General features: G+C 74.0%; 16 protein-coding genes. 6 read left to right on the top strand and 10 right to left on the bottom strand.

Features of this window, described 5'->3' with window-relative positions; genetic code table 11:
• The 5 genes from ACFY0X_RS34115 to pdxH form a co-directional block, all read right to left on the bottom strand.
• Positions 1-1,279: FxsB family cyclophane-forming radical SAM/SPASM peptide maturase (locus ACFY0X_RS34115; protein ID WP_387760397.1), on the bottom strand; the 1,279-nt coding region annotated here is incomplete at its 3' end.
• A 45-nt stretch (positions 1,280-1,324) separates the two neighbouring features.
• Positions 1,325-5,338 (bottom strand): FxSxx-COOH system tetratricopeptide repeat protein, encoded by a 4,014-nt coding sequence (gene fxsT, locus ACFY0X_RS34120; protein WP_387760398.1) that lies wholly within the window; start codon positions 5,336-5,338, stop codon positions 1,325-1,327.
• The gene (locus ACFY0X_RS34125) at positions 5,328-6,731 is read right to left on the bottom strand and encodes a TIR-like protein FxsC (protein ID WP_387760399.1); all 1,404 of its coding nucleotides are present in this window, start codon (positions 6,729-6,731) and stop codon (positions 5,328-5,330) included. Before ACFY0X_RS34125 ends, fxsT begins: the two co-directional genes overlap by 11 nt.
• A gap of 240 nt (positions 6,732-6,971) precedes the next feature.
• On the bottom strand, positions 6,972-7,163 hold the full coding sequence (fxsA, locus tag ACFY0X_RS34130) for an FxSxx-COOH cyclophane-containing RiPP peptide (RefSeq protein WP_387760400.1): 192 nt from the start codon (positions 7,161-7,163) through the stop codon (positions 6,972-6,974).
• A 144-nt stretch (positions 7,164-7,307) separates the two neighbouring features.
• Positions 7,308-7,940, bottom strand: a complete 633-nt coding sequence (pdxH, locus tag ACFY0X_RS34135; protein WP_387760452.1) for a pyridoxamine 5'-phosphate oxidase — start codon at positions 7,938-7,940, stop codon at positions 7,308-7,310.
• A gap of 422 nt (positions 7,941-8,362) precedes the next feature.
• On the opposite strand from pdxH, the gene ACFY0X_RS34140 reads away from it, so the two are divergent.
• Positions 8,363-9,463, top strand: coding sequence for a citrate synthase 2 (locus tag ACFY0X_RS34140; RefSeq protein WP_380447642.1), 1,101 nt, complete (start codon positions 8,363-8,365; stop codon positions 9,461-9,463).
• 172 nt (positions 9,464-9,635) lie between these two features.
• Entirely contained in the window at positions 9,636-10,754 is a 1,119-nt protein-coding gene (gene serC, locus ACFY0X_RS34145; RefSeq protein ID WP_387760401.1) for a phosphoserine transaminase, read from the top strand.
• A 307-nt stretch (positions 10,755-11,061) separates the two neighbouring features.
• Here serC and thpR read toward each other — a convergent pair whose 3' ends face one another.
• Positions 11,062-11,649, bottom strand: coding sequence for an RNA 2',3'-cyclic phosphodiesterase (thpR, locus tag ACFY0X_RS34150; protein ID WP_387760402.1), 588 nt, complete (start codon positions 11,647-11,649; stop codon positions 11,062-11,064).
• Between the two features lie 46 nt (positions 11,650-11,695).
• On the opposite strand from thpR, the gene ACFY0X_RS34155 reads away from it, so the two are divergent.
• Entirely contained in the window at positions 11,696-12,214 is a 519-nt protein-coding gene (locus ACFY0X_RS34155) for a GNAT family N-acetyltransferase (protein ID WP_387760403.1), read from the top strand.
• 63 nt (positions 12,215-12,277) lie between these two features.
• Here the strand turns inward: ACFY0X_RS34155 and ACFY0X_RS34160 are convergent, their stop codons facing one another.
• A complete protein-coding gene (locus ACFY0X_RS34160) occupies positions 12,278-13,822 on the bottom strand; it encodes an MFS transporter (RefSeq protein ID WP_387760404.1) in 1,545 nt (514 codons plus the stop codon).
• Between the two features lie 92 nt (positions 13,823-13,914).
• A complete protein-coding gene (locus ACFY0X_RS34165) occupies positions 13,915-14,349 on the bottom strand; it encodes a MarR family winged helix-turn-helix transcriptional regulator (protein ID WP_030235202.1) in 435 nt (144 codons plus the stop codon).
• Positions 14,350-14,474: 125 nt separating this feature from the next.
• Here ACFY0X_RS34165 and ACFY0X_RS34170 point away from each other — a divergent pair, with 125 nt between their 5' ends.
• Together ACFY0X_RS34170 and ACFY0X_RS34175 are read left to right on the top strand one after the other, a co-directional pair.
• Positions 14,475-14,924, top strand: coding sequence for a VOC family protein (locus tag ACFY0X_RS34170; protein ID WP_387760405.1), 450 nt, complete (start codon positions 14,475-14,477; stop codon positions 14,922-14,924).
• Positions 14,925-15,209: 285 nt separating this feature from the next.
• Positions 15,210-16,085, top strand: a complete 876-nt coding sequence (locus ACFY0X_RS34175) for an MHYT domain-containing protein (RefSeq protein WP_387760406.1) — start codon at positions 15,210-15,212, stop codon at positions 16,083-16,085.
• A gap of 116 nt (positions 16,086-16,201) precedes the next feature.
• Here the strand turns inward: ACFY0X_RS34175 and ACFY0X_RS34180 are convergent, their stop codons facing one another.
• Positions 16,202-17,914 (bottom strand): hydrogenase maturation protein, encoded by a 1,713-nt coding sequence (locus ACFY0X_RS34180; RefSeq protein WP_387760407.1) that lies wholly within the window; start codon positions 17,912-17,914, stop codon positions 16,202-16,204.
• A gap of 248 nt (positions 17,915-18,162) precedes the next feature.
• A complete protein-coding gene (locus ACFY0X_RS34185; RefSeq protein WP_387760408.1) occupies positions 18,163-19,086 on the bottom strand; it encodes a DUF4231 domain-containing protein in 924 nt (307 codons plus the stop codon).
• Positions 19,087-19,217: 131 nt separating this feature from the next.
• Here ACFY0X_RS34185 and ACFY0X_RS34190 point away from each other — a divergent pair, with 131 nt between their 5' ends.
• Positions 19,218-19,667 carry a VOC family protein gene (locus ACFY0X_RS34190; protein ID WP_387760409.1) on the top strand — a complete coding sequence of 150 codons (450 nt, stop codon included), beginning with the start codon at positions 19,218-19,220 and terminating at the stop codon, positions 19,665-19,667.
• Positions 19,668-19,722 lie beyond the last annotated feature (55 nt).

The following is a 19,722-nucleotide window of genomic DNA, read 5'->3' on the forward strand; positions in this document are numbered from 1 at the left end:
CGCCCCCCCCCCCCCCCCCCCCCCCCCCCCAAACCCACCCCCCCCCCCCCCCCCCCCCCCCCCCCCCCCCCCCCCCCCCCCCCCCCGGCCCCCCACCCTCCCGAGAGCCCGAACCCCGACCCCGACCCCCGACCCCCCGAAGCCCAGCCCGCAACCGCCCCGCAATGTGCCGGATCAACCGGTCCAAGTCCCCGCAGTACACCGACGGATGCCCGAACCCGTCCCCCGCGTACCGGTGCGCGTACAACCCCCCGCCGCACACCCGCGCCAACGGGCAGCCCCCGCAGACCGGCCCGAGCCCCGCGAGCCCGCGCTGACGGGCCCGGAAGGCCGGATGCGCGGCCGCCCGCGCGAAGCCGTGCCGCCACACGTCCAGCCCCGTCCCCGGGGCGCCCTCGTAGGCCACCTTGAGGCTGTCCGCCTGCTCGATCGTCCCGTCCGCCTCGACCACCACCAGGTCGACGGGCGCCAGCCCCACCGCCTCGCTGGCCGCCCGCCCGCCGAGCAGCAGCACCGCCAGCTCCTCGAACAGCCGCACCCCGGTCTCCCGGCGCGGCGCGCCGTACCAGCGGTCGAAGGCGGCGATCAGCCACTCCCCGTACAACGCCGGCTCCGCACCGGACGGCGGCACGGCCGGCACCGCCCGCGGCGGCACGCCCGGCGGCGGCTCGCACCAGGTCGCGTGCGGCAACAGCAGGTCGAGCCGGGGCGGCGCGAACTCCAGCAGCGCCTCGTAGGTGGCCACCGGGTCCGACTCCAGGTCGACCACGCACAGCAGCCCGGCGAACAGCTCCCGGTGCCGGTCCGAGCCGAGCAGCCGCACCGCCTCGGCGGTGCGCGCCCAGCTGCCCGCGCCGGACGGCAGCCGGCGGTGCCGGTCGTGGTCGGCCCGGGCGCCGTCCAGCGAGACCCCGACCGCGACCCGGTGGCGGTGCAGCACGTCGAACAGCGCCGGTTCGTCCAGCAGCCGCAGCCCGTTGGTCTGCACGGTGAACCGCACCCGGGGCCGGACGGCCGCCAACTCGCCCAGCAGCGCGTCCAGATGGGCCGCGCCGACGAGCAGCGGCTCGCCGCCGTGCAGCACCACGGAGACCTCGTCCAGCCCGTGCTCGGCCGCGTGCTCGTCGATCCGCCGGGCGGTGCGGCGGGCGGTCGCGAGCTCCATCCGCCGCGGCCGCCCGCGCCAGCTCTGGTCCGCGCCCTCGTACACGTAGCAGTAGTCGCAGGCCAGGTTGCACCGACTGTGGATCTTCAGCAGGAACTGCCGGAACGGCACCATGCCCGTGAGCCTAAGACCTGGAGACCCGAACCACCCGACCGGCCGTCACACGTGCGGCGGCTCCACGTCCGAGTCCAGCCGCGTCCCGGCCCGCACCGCGATCGTGGTCGGGTGTTCCTCCCCCAGGGTGAGCCGGGCCCGCCGGATGCAGTCCGCCCGCAGCTCCGCGGCCCGCTCGGTCTGCCCGAGGGCGGCCAGCGAGAGCGAGAGGTTGGAGTTGATGCCGATGGAGTCGTAGTGGTCCTGCCCGAGGGCCTCGCACATCAGCGGCGCGGCCTCCAGCTCCAGGTCGAGCGCCGCCTGCAGCTCCCCGCCCAGCGACAGGTCGTTGGCGTGGTTCATCATCGCGATCGGGATGTAGAGGTGGTGCGCGCCGAGGACGGTGCGGAACTGCGCCAGGGTACGGCCGGACAGCTCGCGCGCCTCCGCCGTGCGCCCCGCCAGCCGCAGGTACACCGAGAGGTTGTTGGCGCCGGCCAGCGTCACCGGGTGGGTCTCGCCCAGGTAGTCGCGGTACCGCGCGAGGGCCCGTTCGGCCAGCGGGATCGCCCGCCCGGTGTCGCCGAGCGCGTTGAGGTCGCTGGCCAGGTTGGTGGCGGCGGCCAGGGTGTCGGGGTGCTCGGCGCCGTTGATGTCCAGGTAGCGCTGGTAGATGTCCTCGTCGATCTCCAGCGCCTCGTGGTAGCGGCCGGCCCGGCGCAGCGCCACGGCGAGGTTCTTGCGGGCGCGCAGGGTGTCGGTGTGGCTGTCGCCGATGGTCTGCTGGTAGATCCGGACGGTCTCCTCCAGCAGGTCCAGGGCCTCCCGCAGCCGCCCGGTCTCGCGCAGGTCGCGGGCGTAGTTGGAGGCCGAGGAGAGCGCGTAGAGGCTGTGCGCGCCGAGCGCGTCGCGCTGCTGGAGGTAGTTGCTGCGGTGCCGTTCCAGGGCGGCCCGGCGGTCGCCGGCCAGGTAGTCGGAGACGGCGAGGTTGTTGGTGATCATCAGGGTCCGCGGGTGGTCCGGCCCCAGGGTGCGCCGGGCGGCGTCCAGGGTGCGGCGGTCGAGCGCCCGGGCCTCGTCGTAGCGGCCGAGGAAGCGCAGGTCGGCGCCGAGGCTGTTGGCGACGGCGAGGGTGTGCGAGTGCTCCGGGCCCAGGGTCGCGGTGAAGCGCTCCAGGATGTCCCGGTCCATCTCGTACGCCTCCTGCAGGGCGCCCTGGGAGCGGCGGATGTTGCTCAGCTGGGTGCGCAGCATGAGCGTCTGGGCGTCGTTGTCGACGTCGAAGCCGGGCCCGCCGTAGCCGTCCTGGCGCCAGTGCTCCAGGGTCCGTTCGGCCAGTTCCCGGCCGGACTCGTGCAGGCTGCGCTTCCACTGGTAGCGGACCGAGTCGATGATCCACTGCCGGACGTCCTCGTCGGCGCTGTCGAGCGCCCCGGACGGCCAGAGGTGGGGCAGGAGTTCGGCGTACTCGGCCCAGTTCACCGGCACGTCCGGGTCGCCGGGGTTGGCGGTGGCGAGCGCGGCGTGGACGACGCCGCGCAGTTCGGCCCGCCGCTCCTCCTCGACCTGGTCCCGCAGCACCGCCTGGACCAGCCGGTGCACGGTGATGGTCTCGCTGCCCTGGTCGGTGCGGGCTAGCCCGAACCGGTTGATGGCGCGCAGGAACTCGCCGATCGCGAGCTTGTCGCGGGGCGCGCGCGGGGGCAGCCGCAGGGCGCGGGTGACGGCCCGGCTGTAGAGCAGCCGCATCGGGATGGCGTCCGGGCCGAAGAAGGCGCAGATCTCCAGGATCTGGGCGGCCGGGGCGTTCATCCGGCGCAGCTCCTCGACCGAGATGCGCCAGGTCGCGGCGGCCGAGTGCGGGTAGTCGGCGGCGCGCAGCCGGGTGCGCTCCAGCATCTCGGTGAGCTCTTCGTCGAGCAGTTCGAGGTAGGTGGCGATCGGCATCGACGTCTCCTGGAGCCAGACGGCGGCCTGGCCGACGGCGAGCGGCAGGTCGCCGAGGCGGTGCGCGACCTGGTCGGCGTCCTCCGAGGAGAGGCCGCCGTTGAAGCGGCGCAGCAGCCGGACGCTCTCCTCGCGGAGGAAGACGTCGACCTCCACCAGGCCGGCGTGCCGGGCCCAGCCCTGGTTGCGGGAGGTGATCAGCACGTGCCCGCCGGAGGAGCCGGCCGGCTGCCAGGGGGCGAGCTCCTCGGGGGTGCCGGCGTTGTCGAAGACGAGCAGCCAGCGGCGGTACGGCTGGCCGCGGCGCAGCGCGTCGAGCACGGCGGCGGCGGTGTGCGCGACGTCGTCGCTGGTGGGGACGCCGAGCCGGGGCGCGAGTTCGGCGAGCTTCTGCGGGATGTTGGCGGGCTCCTCGGCGGGCACCCACCAGACCACGTCGTACGCGGCCTTGAAGCGGTGCGCGTACTCGGCGGCGATCTGGGACTTGCCGGCGCCGCCGAAGCCGTAGAGCACCTGGCTGAGCACGGCGGTGGGCCCGCCGGTGAAGCGGTTGCGGAGCAGTTCCAGCAGCTTGCCGCGGCCGATGAAGGCGGCGTTGCGCGAGGGCGCGTCCTGGACCTGCGGGGCGGTGCCGGGGAACCGTGCGGGGGCGACGAACTCGCCGCTGTCGGTGTCGGGTTGGCGGTTGCTGCCGGGCGGCGGGCCGAACTCGGCGTAGAGCTGGGACTCGGCGCCGACCGCGGAGGAGCGGACCAGGTCGGGCACCGGCTGCCCGGCGAACGGGCGGGGCACCGGTTCGTCCGAGTCCTGGAGCCGGAAGGAGACCAGGGCCGGTGAACCGGAGGCCAGTTCGCGACCCTGCAGGCCCTGCCAGACCTCGGCGGCGCGGGGCAGCGCGGTGTACTCGGGCGAGAGCAGCGCGAGCAGCCGGCCCTGGCCGTCGACCGGTCCGGCGACCTCCGGCGGCCGGGAGCCGGCGTAGGTCTCGGCGGCGCTGTGCAGGGAGGTCTGGTAGCCGAAGCGGGTGAGCGTCCCGGCGGCCCACTCGGCCCACATCCGGTCCTCGGGGGCGTAGCTGACGAACACCTGGCGCGGCACCGCGCGGGCGGAGCGCAGGTAGGCGCCGTAGAGCCGGCGGCGGGTCTCGGCGGTGAGCGGGCGCAGGGTGCGGACCCGGCCCTCGGTGATCCAGCCGGCCAGCCGTTCGAAGGCGTTGAGCAGGCTGCGGGCCTCCTGCGGCCGGTCGGCGACGGTGGCGGGCACCTCCTCGTAGGCGTAGAAGGGCTTGTACGGCACCTCGACGTCGGCCCAGTAGCCGGCCCGGCGGTCGCCGGCCAGCCAGCGGCCGAGGTAGGGGGCGAAGGCCTCGCGGGCGTAGTCGCGGCCGGCCTCCAGGCGCTCCTGCTCGGCGTCCTCGACCCGCATCGGCACCGGCAGCACCCGGATCGCGCGCTCCTCGGCCTCGGCGATGGCGCGGGCGGCGTCGACGCCGCCGCGGATGTTCTGGGCGCTGAAGGTGAAGCAGTCCACCACGGTGTCGGGCATCAGGACGGTGCAGATGCCGGAGGTGTCGCTGACGCCGGTGCGGCTGTCGATGAGGACGTAGTCGTACGCCCGGGCCCAGCGGTCGCGCAGCTCGCGCAGGAACTCGCCGCCGCGGATGTCCCGGCCGTGGTAGAAGCTGCGCCAGTTGAAGCTGGTGACGGCGGCGGCGTAGGCGGCGTTCTGCCGGCCGGCGGGCAGGAAGTCGAGCCGGCCGCCGGGCGGCAGGTCGAGGGCGAGGCCGCAGACGTAGTCGTCCAGCCGCCCGGGCTCGTCCAGCCAGGCGGCCGGGGACTGGCCGACCGGCCCGGCGGCGGAGGGCAGCGCCTGGCGGACGTAGGAGCGCAGCAGGTCGATCAGGCCGTCCGTGGAGTGCAGTTCGGGGTCGACCAGCAGCGGGTGGTAGTAGCGGTGGAGGCCGGGCGCCTCCAGGTCCCAGTCGACGACCAGGACGCGCAGGCCGCGGCTGGCAAGGATCCAGCCGACGTTGGCGAGCGCCATGGTGCGGCCGGTGCCGCCCTTGAAGGAGTAGAACGTGACGACCGATCCCGGTCCGCCGCGCTCCGGCTCCGCGCCGGGCTCAGTGGTCATCGTGCTTCTCCCCCCTCAGCGGGGCGGTGTCCTCGCCCCGTCTCTGGTGCGGCAGGTCCGTGGATCCCGGGCGGCCCCGGTCGACGCGTACGGCCCCCTGGCGGGGGCCCGGCGGGCCGGCCGGGATGGCCAGCCCGGGCATCGCCGGGCCGGTGTCCGGGCCGCCGCCGGGGCCGAAGCCGAAGGCGTCGCCGCCATCGTCCCCCCAATCCAGGTTGTCGTCCATGAGCTTGTTCTGGGCGACCGTCACCATGATGGTGAGCTCGTTGTCGAAGCTCTCCCGGCTCACTTTGACCCGGAACAAGTGCTCCAGGTCGCTCCGGCGCAGCCAGTTGCGCCGGAACACGTCGCGCACGCCCGCCCAGAGCGCGTCGCGCCCCGGCCCGTCGGCCGGGTCGTCGCTGCCGGCGGGCACCATCACGCCGGTGACCGGGTGGTTCTGCTCGTCGTACGCGCGCAGCGCGCTGCGGTAGCGCTCGCCGCCGGCCACCCACGGGTCCACCAGCAGGATGCTCACCTGGCTGTCCTCGCGGGCCTGGTCGAGCTTGTCGGCGAGGGCGGCGTCGATCTCCTCCAGCGTGGTGGTGTGCCCGGCGCCAGTGATCACCTGCTGGGCGCGGGCCGCCAGCGACGGCTGGGTGGGCGGGTGGTACGGCGCCCAGTGCCAGGGCTTGGCGCCGTACCAGCCGCCCGCGCGGGAGCCGCCCTCGGCGGCGCTCTCCGAGGCGCGCCCGGCCGCGATGAACAGCCGCACCATCCCGGGCGCGGACGCCACGGGCGGCGCCGCCGGGGGCGGGAAGTAGCCGCGCACGGCGCCGAGGTCGAACTCGGGCAGTTCGCCGAGCCGGCGCGCGGCCGCGTCCCGGACCCGCTCCGCGACCACCCGGACGACCTGCTCGTACGCCCCGGCCTGCGCGGTGCGCAGCAGCGCCCGCAGGCCGTGCCGGGCGTAGGCCTCGCCCATGTCCGGCTGGGCCCACTGGATCTTGTTCACCTCGTCGGCCAGGCCGCCCGGCTCGACGGGCTCCCAGAGCACCGGGACGAGCGCCGAGATCAGCTCCCCGGTGTCCTCGTGGTGGCGGCGGACCCGGCCGCGGAAGGCGGTCCACTCCTTGCCGCAGTAGAGGCTGGCGAAGTAGGCCGGAGAGTAGAGCGCGACCATGGTGCGGCTGCGGCCGAGCATCGTCGCCAGCTTCTCGGCCCAGTCGTCGCCCAGGCGCAGTTGTTCGGTGTCCCGGTAGGCCAGTTCCTCGACGCGCACGGCGGCGCCGACCATCCGGCCGAGTTCGTCCCGCAGGTCGTTGAAGAACTGGTTGACGAAGGCGTCCTCGGCCTCGAAGTCCCGGCGCGCGTAGCTGAAGAAGAAGTACGGCCGGTGTTGTTCGTGCTCCATCACCTGTTCCCCCCGTGCCCGACGGTCCGCGACGGCGCTGGTTTCATACCCCAGCATGTCGTGAACTCCACCGTCCACGCTGGCGAGTTGGCGGAATCGGCGGCCTCGGGGGTTTAGCCGGTGGTCAGGCGCACTCCCCCGGTCGGGAGCGCTCCGGCGCTCGGGGGCGCGCCCACGGGGGCACGGGCGCCCGGGGGGATCGGCGCGCCGGACGAGGGGGCGCGGGCGCCGGGCGGCGCGCTACCGGTCGAGGGCCGACTGGAAGGCGGCCAGCGGCTCCGCGCCGGGGGTCAGGGCGTCCGCGACCACCCGGCGCAGCAGGTCGCCGAGGACGGTGTCGGGCAGGGCTTCGAGTTCGTCGAGCGGCAGGGCGGCGACGTCGACCAGGTCAGAGCCGAGTCCAGCGGCGGTTTCCGCACCGGTGACGCCCATCAGTCCCTCACTCGATCGTGTCGGCACAGCGGGCTGCCGGCCGGAAGTGCATCGGCCCAGGTCCGCGACGGGCATCCTACACCCGGGCCGTGACGGACCATCAGCTCCGCGCGGACGCCGCGCGGAGGCCGTGGGCCGAACGGATCACGGGCAGAGCCGCTCCACCCGCCACCCCGTCGGGCCGGCCGGGTCGGCGACGTAGCGGAGCCGGTCGTGCAGGCGGTTCTCCCGGCCCTGCCAGAACTCGACGCTCCGCGGCACCACCCGGTAGCCGCCCCAGAACGGCGGGACGGGCACGCCCTCGCCCTCCGGGTAGCGCCGCTCCAGCTCGGCGTAGCGCTGTTCGAGGACCTCCCGGCCGCCGACCGGGCTGGACTGCTCGCTGGCCCAGGCGCCCAGCTGGGAGCCGTGCGGGCGGGTGCGGAAGTAGGCGGCGGTCTCGTCCCGGCCGACCTTCTCCACCCGGCCCTGGACGATCACCTGGCGGGCCAGCGCGATCCACGGGAACAGCAGCCCGGCGTACGGGTTGGCGGCCAGTTCGGCCCCCTTGCGGGAGCCGTAGTTGGTGAAGAAGACGAAGCCGCGCAGGTCGTAGCCCTTGAGCAGGACGGTGCGGGAGCTGGGCCGCCCCTCGGCGTCGGCGGTGGAGAGCACCATCGCGTTGGGTTCCACCACCCCGGCGTCGTCCGCCTCGTGGAACCAGCGGGTGAACTGGCCGATCGGCTCGGGCGCGAGCTGCTCCTCGACCAGGCCCTCGTGGCTGTAGTGCTTGCGCATCACGGTGAGGTCCGGGCCGGGGCGGGCCTCGTCGGCCAGGATCCGGTAGGCGGGGCTCGGGGGCGTCGACTGGGCGCGATCCGGGGTCTGCACGCCAACATCATCCCGTACGACAAGCAACGGGGACCGCTTCCTCCGGACAAACCTCGGTGGGAGATAAGGTGTCCCGCCACCGCTTGGCCGCCCGCCATGCGGGGAATTGTCCGGAACGAGCCGTTTGGTTCCGGGCCTCCGGGGCGCGGCCGACCCCCCGACGGGGAGGCCGAGCGGGCCCGCGGGAAACATCACCATGGTGGTGTATGGCGCAATGCACCCCGTGCCTGTCACCCTGGCACCGAGTGCCAAACACCATTCGGTCACTGGCGCACCGCCCCACCACGGCGGGTGCGCCGATCGCGGAACTGAACTGAAGGAGCCGTCGCATGTCCGATTTCGTACCCGGGCTTGAGGGAGTCGTCGCGTTCGAGAGCGAGATCGCCGAACCCGACCGTGAAGGCGGCGCCCTGCGGTACCGCGGTGTCGACATCGACGACCTGGTGGGCAACGTCTCCTTCGGCCACGTCTGGGGCCTGCTGGTGGACGGCAAGTTCAACCCCGGCCTGCCGGCCGCCGAGCCGTTCCCGATCCCCGTGCACTCCGGCGACATCCGGGTCGACGTGCAGTCGGCCCTCGCCATGCTCGCCCCGGTCTGGGGCCTCAAGCCGCTGCTGGACATCGACGCCGAGCAGGCCCGCGACGACCTCGCCCGGGCCGCCGTGATGGCGCTGTCCTACGTCGCCCAGTCGGCCCGCGGCCAGGGCCTGCCGATGGTCCCGCAGAGCGAGATCGACAAGGCCGAGACGGTCGTCGAGCGGTTCATGATCCGCTGGCGCGGCGAGCCGGACCCGAAGCACGTCAAGGCCGTCGACGCCTACTGGACCTCGGCCGCCGAGCACGGCATGAACGCCTCCACCTTCACCGCCCGGGTCATCGCCTCCACCGGCGCCGACGTCGCGGCCGCCCTCTCCGGCGCGGTCGGCGCGATGTCCGGCCCGCTGCACGGCGGCGCGCCGTCCCGGGTGCTCGGCATGATCGAGGAGATCGAGCGCACCGGCGACGCGACCGCCTGGGTCAAGAACGCCCTGGACAAGGGCGAGCGCCTGATGGGCTTCGGCCACCGCGTCTACCGCGCCGAGGACCCGCGCGCCCGCGTGCTGCGCCGCACCGCCAAGGAGCTCGGCGCGCCGCGCTTCGAGGTCGCCGAGGCGCTGGAGAAGGCCGCCCTGGAGGAGCTGCACAACCGCCGCCCCGACCGCGTGCTGGCCACCAACGTCGAGTTCTGGGCCGCCATCATGCTGGACTTCGCCGAGGTCCCGGCGCACATGTTCACCTCGATGTTCACCTGCGCGCGCACCGCCGGCTGGTCGGCGCACATCCTGGAGCAGAAGCGCACGGGCCGGCTCGTGCGCCCGTCCGCGCGCTACATCGGCCCCGGCCCGCGCCGCCCCGAGGAGATCGAGGGCTGGGACGCCATCGCCCGCTGACCGCCCCCGCGGGATACCGGACGAGCGTCCGGTCAGCACCCCTGAGCAGCGGGTCCGGCTCCGGCCGGGCCCGCTGTCGCACGCCCGCGACCGGCCCGCGAGCAGCCAAGATCACAGTCTCAGCGGGCGGACGACCGTACCCCGCGGGACCCCCGGCCGGTAGGCTGCGCGCGTGGCTCAGATCCAGATCCCCGCTGACATCAAGCCCGCAGACGGCCGTTTCGGCTGCGGACCGTCCAAGGTGCGCCCCGAGGCCCTGAGTGCCCTCGCCGCCACCCAGACCTCCCTGCTCGGCACCTCGCACCGCCAGGCCCCGGTCAAGAACGTGGTCAAGCGCGTGCGCGAGGGCGTGAGCAGCCTCTTCTCGCTGCCGGACGGCTACCAGGTCGTCCTCGGCAACGGCGGCTCCACCGCCTTCTGGGACATCGCCGCCTTCGGCCTGGTGCGGGAGAAGTCCCAGCACCTGGACTTCGGCGAGTTCTCCTCGAAGTTCGCCTCCTCGGTCAAGGCCGCGCCGTGGCTCGGCGAGCCGACCGTGATCAAGACCGCCCCGGGCACCCACCCGCTGCCGGTCGCCGAGGCCGGCGTGGACGTCTACGGGCTCACCCACAACGAGACCTCGACCGGCGTCGCGATGCCGATCGAGCGCCCGGTCGGCGCGGACGAGGGCTCGCTGGTCCTTGTGGACGCCACCTCGGGCGCCGGCGGTCTGCCGGTGGACATCACCGAGACGGACGTCTACTACTTCGCCCCGCAGAAGTCCTTCGCCTCCGAGGGCGGCCTGTGGCTGGCCACCTTCTCCCCGGCCGCCCTGGAGCGCGCCGCCGAGATCGCCGGCTCCGGGCGCTACATCCCGCCGTTCTTCTCGCTGCCGACGGCCATCGACAACTCGTCGAAGGACCAGACGTACAACACACCGTCGATCGCCACCCTCTTCCTGCTGGCCGACCAGCTGGAGTGGATGAACGGCAACGGCGGCCTGGACTGGGCGGTCGCCCGCACCGCCGACTCCTCGTCCCGGCTGTACTCCTGGGCCGAGAAGTCCTCCTTCGCCACCCCCTTCGTGGCGAACCCGGCCGAGCGCTCCCAGGTGGTCGGCACCATCGACTTCGACGAGTCGGTGGACGCCGCCGCGGTCGCCAAGGCACTGCGTGCCAACGGCATCGTGGACACCGAGCCGTACCGCAAGCTGGGCCGCAACCAGCTGCGCGTCGCGATGTTCCCGGCGATCGACCCGGCGGACGTCGAGGCGCTCACCCACTGCATCGACTACGTGGTCGAGCAGCTCTGACCCGGCCCCCCGAGGACACGGCCGAGGGCCACCGCCGACGGGCGGTGGCCCTCTCGCCGTTCCGGGGCCGGTGCCCTTCGGCCTGCCCCGGACACTGCGGCTTGCGGTCGCCGCGGGCCGACGCGGGCCGACGCGGCTAGCGTCCGACCAGCGAGCTGATCAGCACGACGACCAGCATCAGCACCAGGGTGCCGGAGACGATGCGCATACGAGTCTTGGGATCCACGGTCAACGAGCGTACCTCCGGCTCGTCCGGGACTCCTCCCGGGCCCTGCCCCGAGGCCCTCCCCGAGGCCTCCCCCGGAGCTCAGCCCCAGTCCGCCAGCGGCCAGCTGCGCAGCGTCTCGTAGTGCGCGGCGCCGCCGCCCAGGCCGCTGCGCACCAGGTGCAGCTCGGCGGCCGTCCACTCCGGGCCCCGGTAGTCGGCCAGCGCCGCCACCATGCCGTCCAGCTCGGCCGCCGCGACCCGCTGCACGGCCCGCCGGTGGCCGCGCGAGGAGCCGGCCCGGGCGAGGGTGAGGTGCGGGTGGAAGGCGAAGTCGTCGGTCGCCCCGGTGACCTCGGCGGTGGCCTCGGTCACGGCGTCGGCCAGCCGGCGCAGCGCCCAGGTCTGGCCCTCGACGCCGGCCCAGAGCACCCGGTCGCCGAACCGGCCCGCGCCCGCGATCCGCAGCCGGTGCACCGGGTGCACCCCGGTGACGGCGGCCAGGCCCGCCTCCAGCTCCGGCAGCCGCTCGGCCGGCACCTCGCCCAGGAAGGCCAGGGTCAGGTGCCAGCCGTCGACGCCGGTCCAGCGCAGCCGCTCCGCCCCGGGCAGCTCCCGCAGCGGCCCGACGGCGTCGAAGAGCCCCTGCAACGCCCCGGCCGGCGGCAGTACCGCCACGAACAGCCTCATGGACCAATCTTCCCGCGCCCGGTGGTCTGGGGTAGAACGTTCTTCCATGAAGATCCGCAACGGGGGACCCTCGGACGTCCCCGACATCCTGTCCCTGCTCGACGGCGCCGTCTCCTGGCTGACCGCCCAGGGCCGCACCGGCCAGTGGGGCGACCAGCCGTTCAGCACCAACCAGGCCCGGGTCGACCAGGTCTCCTCGTACGCCGAGGAGCCGTTCCTGATCCGCCTCGCCGAGGACGAGTACGGCCGCACGGTCGGCTGCTGCGTGCTCTCCGAGGACCGCGGCCGGTGGATCCCCGCCGTGGACGAGCGCGAGCTGTACGTCCGCAACCTGGTCACCGACCGCGACCGCAAGGGTTCCGGCATCGGCGCCGCGCTGATCGCCGACGCGATCGAGGAGGCCCGCCGGCGCGGCATCGGCCTGCTGCGGGTGGACTGCTACGGCGGCGCCGACCGCAAGCTGGTCGGCCGCTACCGGGCGCTCGGCTTCACCGAGACCGTGGCGTTCGAGGTCGACCAGCCGCACGGCGTCTGGCCCGGCCAGGTGCTGGAGATCCGCCTCTGACCGAAGGCCCCACCCCGGTTTCCCCGAAGGTCGACGAGGACCTCGGGGAAACCCGACTCCGCGTCAGCAGGCCGGCGCCAGCTCGGCCTTGCCGGTCGCGCCGGCGCGCGGCACGAAGGCCACCACCCGGCCGCCGCGGCCCGGGTGCAGGTCGAACCGCACCCGCAGGTCCGCGCTGCGGGCCAGCACCAGGCCGACCGCGCCGGCCGCCGCCGCGGACACCAGCCCACAGGCCAGCAGGCCGAGCCGGGGCCCGTACGAGGCGGTGACCCAGCCGACGATCGGGGCGCCGATCGGCGTGCCGCCGGTGAAGACCAGCACCAGCAGGCCCATCACCCGGCCGCGCACCTCGGGGTCGGTGGCCAGCTGCAGCGAGGCGTTGACCGAGGTGTTGAAGGTCAGCCCGAAGACCCCGATCAGCATCAGCAGCAGCGCGAAGGTCCAGTAGTCGGGCGCGAACGCGGCGACCACCTCCAGCGTGCCGAAGGCCAGCGCGGCGCCGACCAGCCGGCGCAGCCGCGGCGCGCCCCGGCGGGCGGCGAGCAGCGCACCGGTCAGCGAGCCGATCGCCATCGCGGTGTTCAGCAGGCCGTACTGCCCGGCGCCCACCTCGAAGGTGTCGTACGCGAACCCGGAGAGCAGCGTCGGGAAGTTGAAGCCGAAGGTGCCGATGAACCCGGCCAGCACCATCGGCCAGAGCAGTTCGGGCCGCTCCCTGACGTACCGCAGGCCCTCGCGCAGCTGCCCCTTCTCGCGGGCGATCGGCTCGGTCGGGCGCAGTTCGCCCTCCCGCATCGCGAGCAGCCCGCCGATCACGGCGGCGAAGGACAGCGCGTTGACGGCGAACGCCCAGCCGCTGCCGACCGCGGCGATCAGCAGGCCCGCGACGGCGGGGCCGACCAGCCGGGCGGTCTGGAAGTTGGCGGCGTTCAGGCTGACGGCGTTGGCGAGGTCCTTGGGCCCGACCATCTCGGAGACGAAGGCCTGCCGGGTCGGGTTGTCCACGACCGTGACCAGGCCGAGCAGCAGCGCGAAAACGTACACGTAGTACGGCGTCACCACGCCGCCAACAGTCAGCACCGCGAGGCCGGCGGCCAGCAGGCCCATCGCGCCCTGGGTGTAGATCAGCAGCCGGCGCTTGGGCATCCGGTCCGCGAGCACGCCGCCGAACAGGCCGAGCAGCAGCATCGGCAGGAACTGCATGGCGGTGGTGATGCCGACCGCGAGCGGGCTGCCGGTGAGGCTCAGCACCAGCCAGTCCTGGGCGATCCGCTGCATCCAGGTGCCGGTGTTGGACACCACCTGGCCGGCGAAGTAGTAGCGGTAGTTGCGAACGCGCAGTGAGGAGAACATCCCCCGGGGCCGGGTGAACTCGGCACCCGTGGGGGACGTGGCCGGGTGGGTCCGGCCGGGAGCGGCGGAGTCCGCCGCGGTGCGTTCGTCGGGGTCGTCGTCGCCGTTGCCCGGCAGTCCCGCGGGGGCCTGGGCGTCGGCGGCCGCGGTGCTCGCCGCGGCGGGGTCGGTGGTCGGGTCGTCGGTACGGATGGCGGCGGCGCTGGCTGCGGCCGGCGGTGTCACGGTGGTCTCCCCTCGTGGCGCGACGGCCATGGCGGTGGCCGTCGCGCTCCTGGTGTCGGTGGTCGGTCCTGCGGTGATGCGGTGCTCCTCGTTCTTCCGGCGGCTTGCCGGATTCGGTGTGCCTAGAGGTGTGCGAGCTTGTAGAGCACGGGCGCGGCCTCCCTGAGGACGGCCCACTCCTCCTCGTCGAGCCCCTGGGCGAGCTCGGCGAGCCAGACGTTCCGGCGTCGACGACTCTCCGCGAGGATCGTCTCGGCCTGCTCGGTGCTGCTGACGACCACCTGGCGGCGGTCCTCGGGGTGCGGCTCGCGCCGCACCAGCCCCTTCTCCTCCAGCATCGCGACGATCCTGGTCATCGAAGGGGGCTGCACGTGCTCCTTCCGGGCGAGCTCACCCGGCGTCGCCTTTCCGCACCGGGCGAGGGTGCCCAGCACTCCCATCTCGGTGGGACTCAGCGACTCCTCCACCCGTTGGTGTTTGAGTCGTCGGGAGAGGCGCATCGTGGACGATCGCAGCTGACTGATCGCTGCGAGGTCCTGCTCGGACATCTCGGGCATCTCTTTAGCTTACGTCATTACTCTCGCTAAGGAAAATGGGATTCCGCCGCCGTGCCGGAGGGTCACCCCGGTGCCATATTGGGTCTTGGGCCCCAGCTCTCGACTCCCAGAAGGGCCGACCTGCCATGTCCGACCTCGCCACCGAGCAGTCCGAGCAGTCCGAACGGCCGCGGCCGTCCGAGCGGTCCGAGCGCACCGGGCCCGGCGACACCGGCTTCGCCCGGCTCGCCATGGTCACCATCGACTGCGCCGACCCGGTCGCGCTGGCCTCGTTCTACGGCGAGCTGCTGGGGTGGGAGACCAGGCACGCGGACGAGCACTTCGCGATCCTGGACAACCCGGAGGGCGGCAGCCCGCTGGGCTTCGGCCGGGTGACCGGGTACCGGCCGGAGCCGTGGACGGAACCGGACGGCAGCAAGCACTTCCACCTCGACTTCTACGTCGACGACCTGGACGAGGCCACCGCGAAGGCCCTCGCGCTCGGCGCCACCGAGCCCGCCTACCAGCACGGCCGCACGCTGCGGGTGCTGATCGACCCGGCCGGCCACCCGTTCGGACTAGCCCCCCTGGAGTGAGCACCGAACGGGCCCTGGGGGGCGGTGCGCAGGCGGTGTCAGGGGTTGGTGGCGGGATCATGCAGGCCTCGTAAAGGTCCTTTCTGACCTGGCACTTCACGAAAAACACGAACATTGTGCGACTACCGGGCAGTGGCTACTCTGCCCGATTGTCAGGGGCACCACATGACAGGCTCCTTCCCGCGGGACCACGCTCCCGTTCCGGTGCCCGTTGCCGCGCGCCTTCCCCGGCCAGCCGCGTCCGCCCACGCCCTGGTGCCCTCAACCCTCGTCCAGGGAGCTCTATTGGGTGCGATCCACCATGCCGACCACGGCTGGGTGACCCCGGCGGTCTCGTACTTCGTCGCCTGCGTCGGCGCCTTCGTCGCGCTGCGCAGCGCCCGCTGGGCACTCGTCTCCCAGGGCCGTACCCGGGCCGTCTGGCTGCTGTTCGCCTCGACCTCGCTCGGGGCCGGGATCTGGTCCATGCACTTCATCGCGATGCTCGGCTTCTCCGTGACCGGCGTCGAGATCAGCTACCGGCCCGGCCTGACGGTGCTCAGCCTGCTGGTCGCCGTCGCCGTGGTCGGCGTCGGGCTCTTCACCGTCGGGTACTGGCGACGGCACCCTGCCCTGGCGCTGCTGGTCGGCGGGCTGACCACCGGTCTCGGGGTCGCCGCGATGCACTACCTGGGCATGGCCGCGATGGTGCTGCCCGGCCGGCTCGGCTACGACCGGCTCACCGTGGCGGCCTCGGTGGTGATCGCCGTGGTCGCGGCCACGGCCGCGCTCTGGGCCGCGCTGAACATCCGGGGCACCATCGCCGTGCTGGCGGCGGCGCCGGTGATGGGCGTGGCGGTCTGCGCGATGCACTACACCGGCATGGCGGCGCTCTCCGTCCACCTGGACTTCTCGCGCTCCACCGAGGACGGGGTGATGGCGCTCCAGTTCATCTTCCCGCTCGGGGTCGGGCTCGGCTGCTACGTGTTCTTCGGCTCGCTGGCGTTCGCCGTCTCGCCGAGCCGGTCCGACGCCCAGCCCCTGCTGGCCGGTCCGGCCGCCCCGCTGCCCCCGCGTGCCCCCGGGGCCGCGCGGGCGGCGCGCACCCCGGGCGGCCCGGACAGCCCACTGGTCCCGCCGCAGCAGCGGCGGCGGCCGGTGGGCGGGGCGACCCGGCGCTGACGCGCCGGGTGGGAGCGGGGCCCGATCGGGCGCCCGGCCGGGCCCCCCACCCCGGCCGGGCGTCGCCCGCTCCCCCTGACGCCGGCCCGGGCCGTACGACCGCCCGGGCCGTACGGCTACTCGGGCCGCCCGAGCAGCCCCGCCACGTGCTCCGGCGTGGCCACCGGGCAGACCTTGTGCACGAAGTCCCGCCGCAGCGCGTGGTACGGCTCGCCCGCCCGGTAGAAGTTGGCGTGCATCCGGCGCAGTTCCTCCGCCCGGTACTCGGCCAGCGGCTTCTCCTCCTCGTCGGCCGCGCGGCGGCGCTTCTTGTCCACCAGCCGCCCGGTGAGCTCCGGCGAGGCGGCGATCCGGGCCGCCTCGCGGGCCGCCCAGCGGCGGAACCCGGCCGCGTCCCCGCCGACCGTACGGTCCACCAGGCCGATCCGCCGGGCGTGGTCGGCGCCGACCGGCAGCGCCTCGGTCGTGAGCCGCTCGGCCTGCTCGGCGCCGACCCGGCGGGGCAGGGTGTACGTCCAGTACTCGGAGCCGTACAGGCCCATCAGCCGGTAGTGCGGGTTGAGCACCGCCGACTCCCGGCACCACACCTCGTCGGCGGCGAGCGCCATCATCAGCCCGCCGGCCGCCGCGTTCCCGGCCAGCGCCGCCACCGTCACCTTGTCCGTCGTGGTCAGCACCGCCTCGACGAAGTCGTCCATCGCGTTGATGTTCTCCCACGACTCCAGCGCCGGGAAGGCCGCGCCCTGGATGACGTTGAGGTGGATCCCGTTGGAGTAGAAGTCCCGGGGCGCGCCGAGCACCAGCACCGAGGTCGGCCGCTCGGCCGCCGCCCGGTAGGCGGCGAGCAGCCGGCGGCACTGCTCGGTGCTCATCGCCCCGCCCGCGTAGGCGAATTCGAGGAAGCCGACGTCGCCCTCCTCGCGGTAGCGCAGCTCCGACCAGGTGTCCCGGCGGCCGGCCGCCTCCGGGCTCACCGGCACCTCGCGGACCCGGTGCAGCTCGTCGGCGAGCACGGTGGCGGCCGGCAGCTTGAAGGTGGCCGGCCCGCCGGGGGTGCGGCGCGGGCGCAGCTGGGGTATCCACACCGCGCCGTCCACGGTGGCCCGGCAGATCGCGCCGTCCCGGGTGGCCAGCACGGCGCCGGGCACCGGGCCGCGCAGCTGGTCCTCGGGGTGGCCGCCGTGCAGGAAGAACTCCCGTCCGTACAGCTCGTCCAGGACGCCGGGCTGGGAGTCGGCGGCGCGCAGGCGGCGCAGCACGGTGGCGGTGTCGTCCCGCTCCCAGTCGATCCGGCGCTCTTCCTGGCGCAGGAAGGGCCGCGGTTCGCCGTGCACGTCCGGCCGGGAGTAGTCCAGCGGCTCGGGGGTGTACACCCCGCCCTCGTAGCGCTGGACGGCCAGCAGGACGGCCTCGACGGCGGCGTCCGCGAGCTCGCCCCGGTACAGCTCGCTCTTGCCGCAGGCGGGGACGGGGAACTCGACGGAGGCCCAGATGTCGCCGGCGTCCATCTCCTCGACGGCCTGCAGCACGGTGACCCCCCAGCGCTCCACCCCCTCGGTGATCGCCCGGTCGAGCGAGGAGGGGCCGCGGTCGCCCTTGGGCCCCGGGTGGACGATCAGGACCGTCCGGGTGGACCAGATGTCCTGCGGGACGGCCTTGGTGAGCATCGGGCAGACGATCAGCTCGGGATCGGTGCGGGCCACCCCCGCTCTCATCTGTTCGTCGCCGAGGGCGAGTTGGACGGCGACCTGGTGGCCGCGCTCGCGCAGGGCGGTGTGGACGCGCTGGGTCAGGCTGTTGAACGCGCTGGCGATCAGGAGAATGCGCAAGGAGGGCCTCCGGCGGGAACTGGGGTCGCGCGCAGGCGATGAAACCAGGGCATGGACACGTAATGATTACGGTCCGTACCTCGGCGCTCTACTCTCACGCACCCCGCACACCTGTGCGCCGCGCTTCGCCGGATCTCCCCAAGTCCCCGTTGCGGTGGAGTACCCTCCCGTGCCACGCCTCCCGGCCCCGACCCCGACCCCCGGCCCCGGCACGACGGCTCCGGGAACGCCGGCCTCCGGACGACGGCTCAGCGCGGGAACGCCCGGCGGGCCCGCCAGGTGGTGTGCTCCCGGGAGACCGCGTCCTCCGCGTCGGCGGCCAACCGGGCCCAGCTCGCCTCGGCGTCCGGCGCCCGGAGGTCGAGGTCGGACAGCTGGTTGCCGACGTTCTCCAGCTCGCGCGCGGCCAGCTGGTACGCGGCGGCCAGCGGGCCGAGCTGCTTGAGCTGCGTCCAGGCGATGATCGCCGCGGCCGCGGCCGAGCTGGCGCCGAAGAGGTGCACCGACAGCGCGCCGGTGGCCTGGGCGACGGCCGCCGCCGCGCCGACGATGATCAGCACCGCGATGCCCAGCCCCCAGGAGACCGCCTGCGAGTCGCAGGCCTCGGCCCGGGAGCGGTACCAGGTGCGCTGGCCCTCGACGCGGGTGCGCAGGTAGAGGGTGCGCCGCGCGGTCAGGTTCCCGGCGCGCTGCCGGCGCATCTCCGGGGTGATCTCGGCGACGCTGCCGGGCGGCACGATCTCCGGGTCCTCGAAGGCCCGCAGCACGTCCTCGACCTGGAGCAGGTAGCCGCGGTCGACGTCGGCGGACTCGGCCGGGCCGTCGAACGGCCGGGCCCGGACGGTGTATTTCCAGGCCAGCGTCTTGACCGACTCGGCAGCCGCCCGGGCCTGGTACCAGCGGCCCTGCGGGTTGCCGCGGCGCAGCCGGGACCAGAAGTAGCCGGCCACCAGGAACGCGGCCACCGAGAACAGCGGCCAGACGTCGAAGTCGCCCTTGTCGTCCGGGCCGGGGAACGACCCGATCACAGCAGCGACCACCAGCATCGCGATCAGTCCGCGGTACCAGCGCAGCGTCTCGCGCTGGCCGTCCAGCGAGGCCTTGTCCGCCGTCCAGAACAGCTCCGGCAGCAGCTGTGCCTCGACGCCCCCCGGCGGATCCTGTTGCACCATCGGTCGAGTCCCCTCCCCCTTCTCCGTCCAGCCAGTATTCCCGCCGTCAACTCACCTACACGAGTGCCTTTTTGACAACTTCTGACGGCCGACCGTTGATCCGCCGCCTTGTAACCGATATAAACAGTTACATGCCGCTGCACTGGAAGCTCGTCATCGACTGCACCGACCCGCACCGCCAGGCCGCCTTCTGGGCCGCCGCCCTGGAGTACACGCTGGAGGACCACAGCACGCTGATCACCCGGCTGCTCGCCGCCGGCGCGGTCGGCCCGGAGGCCCTCACCGAGCTGGACGGCCGTCCGGCCTGGCGCTCGCTGGCCGCCGTCCGCCACCCCGAGGACCCGTTCGACCCGGCCTCGGACACCGGCCTCGGCCGCCGTGTCCTGTTCCAGGCCGTCCCCGAGGCCAAGCAGGGCAAGAACCGCCTGCACCTCGACGTCCACCCCGGCCCGGGCGAGCGCGCGGCCACCGTCGCCCGCCTCGAAGGCCTCGGCGCCGCGGTCCTGCGCCAGGTCGAGGAGCCCGGCGGTGCCTGGACCGTCATGCGGGACCCGGAGGGCAACGAGTTCTGCGTCCACTGACCGGCGGACCGCCCCCCGGAAACGCCGTGGCCCCGTCCTCCCCAGCGGGAGGACG

This window comes from Kitasatospora sp. NPDC001547, from assembly GCF_042894165.1.
In the GTDB taxonomy this organism is placed as follows: domain Bacteria; phylum Actinomycetota; class Actinomycetes; order Streptomycetales; family Streptomycetaceae; genus Kitasatospora.

What these genes read in the sequence shown, in the direction of transcription:
- fxsT (WP_387760398.1), bottom strand. Translation starts at nt 5,338, where the DNA reads ATGACCACTGAGCCCGGCGCGGAGCCGGAGCGCGGCGGACCGGGATCG.
- ACFY0X_RS34125 (WP_387760399.1), bottom strand. Translation starts at nt 6,731, where the DNA reads ATGGAGCACGAACAACACCGGCCGTACTTCTTCTTCAGCTACGCGCGC.
- fxsA (WP_387760400.1), bottom strand. Translation starts at nt 7,163, where the DNA reads ATGGGCGTCACCGGTGCGGAAACCGCCGCTGGACTCGGCTCTGACCTG.
- pdxH (WP_387760452.1), bottom strand. Translation starts at nt 7,940, where the DNA reads ATGCGCAAGCACTACAGCCACGAGGGCCTGGTCGAGGAGCAGCTCGCG.
- ACFY0X_RS34140 (WP_380447642.1), top strand. Translation starts at nt 8,363, where the DNA reads ATGTCCGATTTCGTACCCGGGCTTGAGGGAGTCGTCGCGTTCGAGAGC.
- thpR (WP_387760402.1), bottom strand. Translation starts at nt 11,649, where the DNA reads ATGAGGCTGTTCGTGGCGGTACTGCCGCCGGCCGGGGCGTTGCAGGGG.
- ACFY0X_RS34155 (WP_387760403.1), top strand. Translation starts at nt 11,696, where the DNA reads ATGAAGATCCGCAACGGGGGACCCTCGGACGTCCCCGACATCCTGTCC.
- ACFY0X_RS34160 (WP_387760404.1), bottom strand. Translation starts at nt 13,822, where the DNA reads ATGGCCGTCGCGCCACGAGGGGAGACCACCGTGACACCGCCGGCCGCA.
- ACFY0X_RS34165 (WP_030235202.1), bottom strand. Translation starts at nt 14,349, where the DNA reads ATGCCCGAGATGTCCGAGCAGGACCTCGCAGCGATCAGTCAGCTGCGA.
- ACFY0X_RS34170 (WP_387760405.1), top strand. Translation starts at nt 14,475, where the DNA reads ATGTCCGACCTCGCCACCGAGCAGTCCGAGCAGTCCGAACGGCCGCGG.
- ACFY0X_RS34185 (WP_387760408.1), bottom strand. Translation starts at nt 19,086, where the DNA reads ATGGTGCAACAGGATCCGCCGGGGGGCGTCGAGGCACAGCTGCTGCCG.
- ACFY0X_RS34190 (WP_387760409.1), top strand. Translation starts at nt 19,218, where the DNA reads ATGCCGCTGCACTGGAAGCTCGTCATCGACTGCACCGACCCGCACCGC.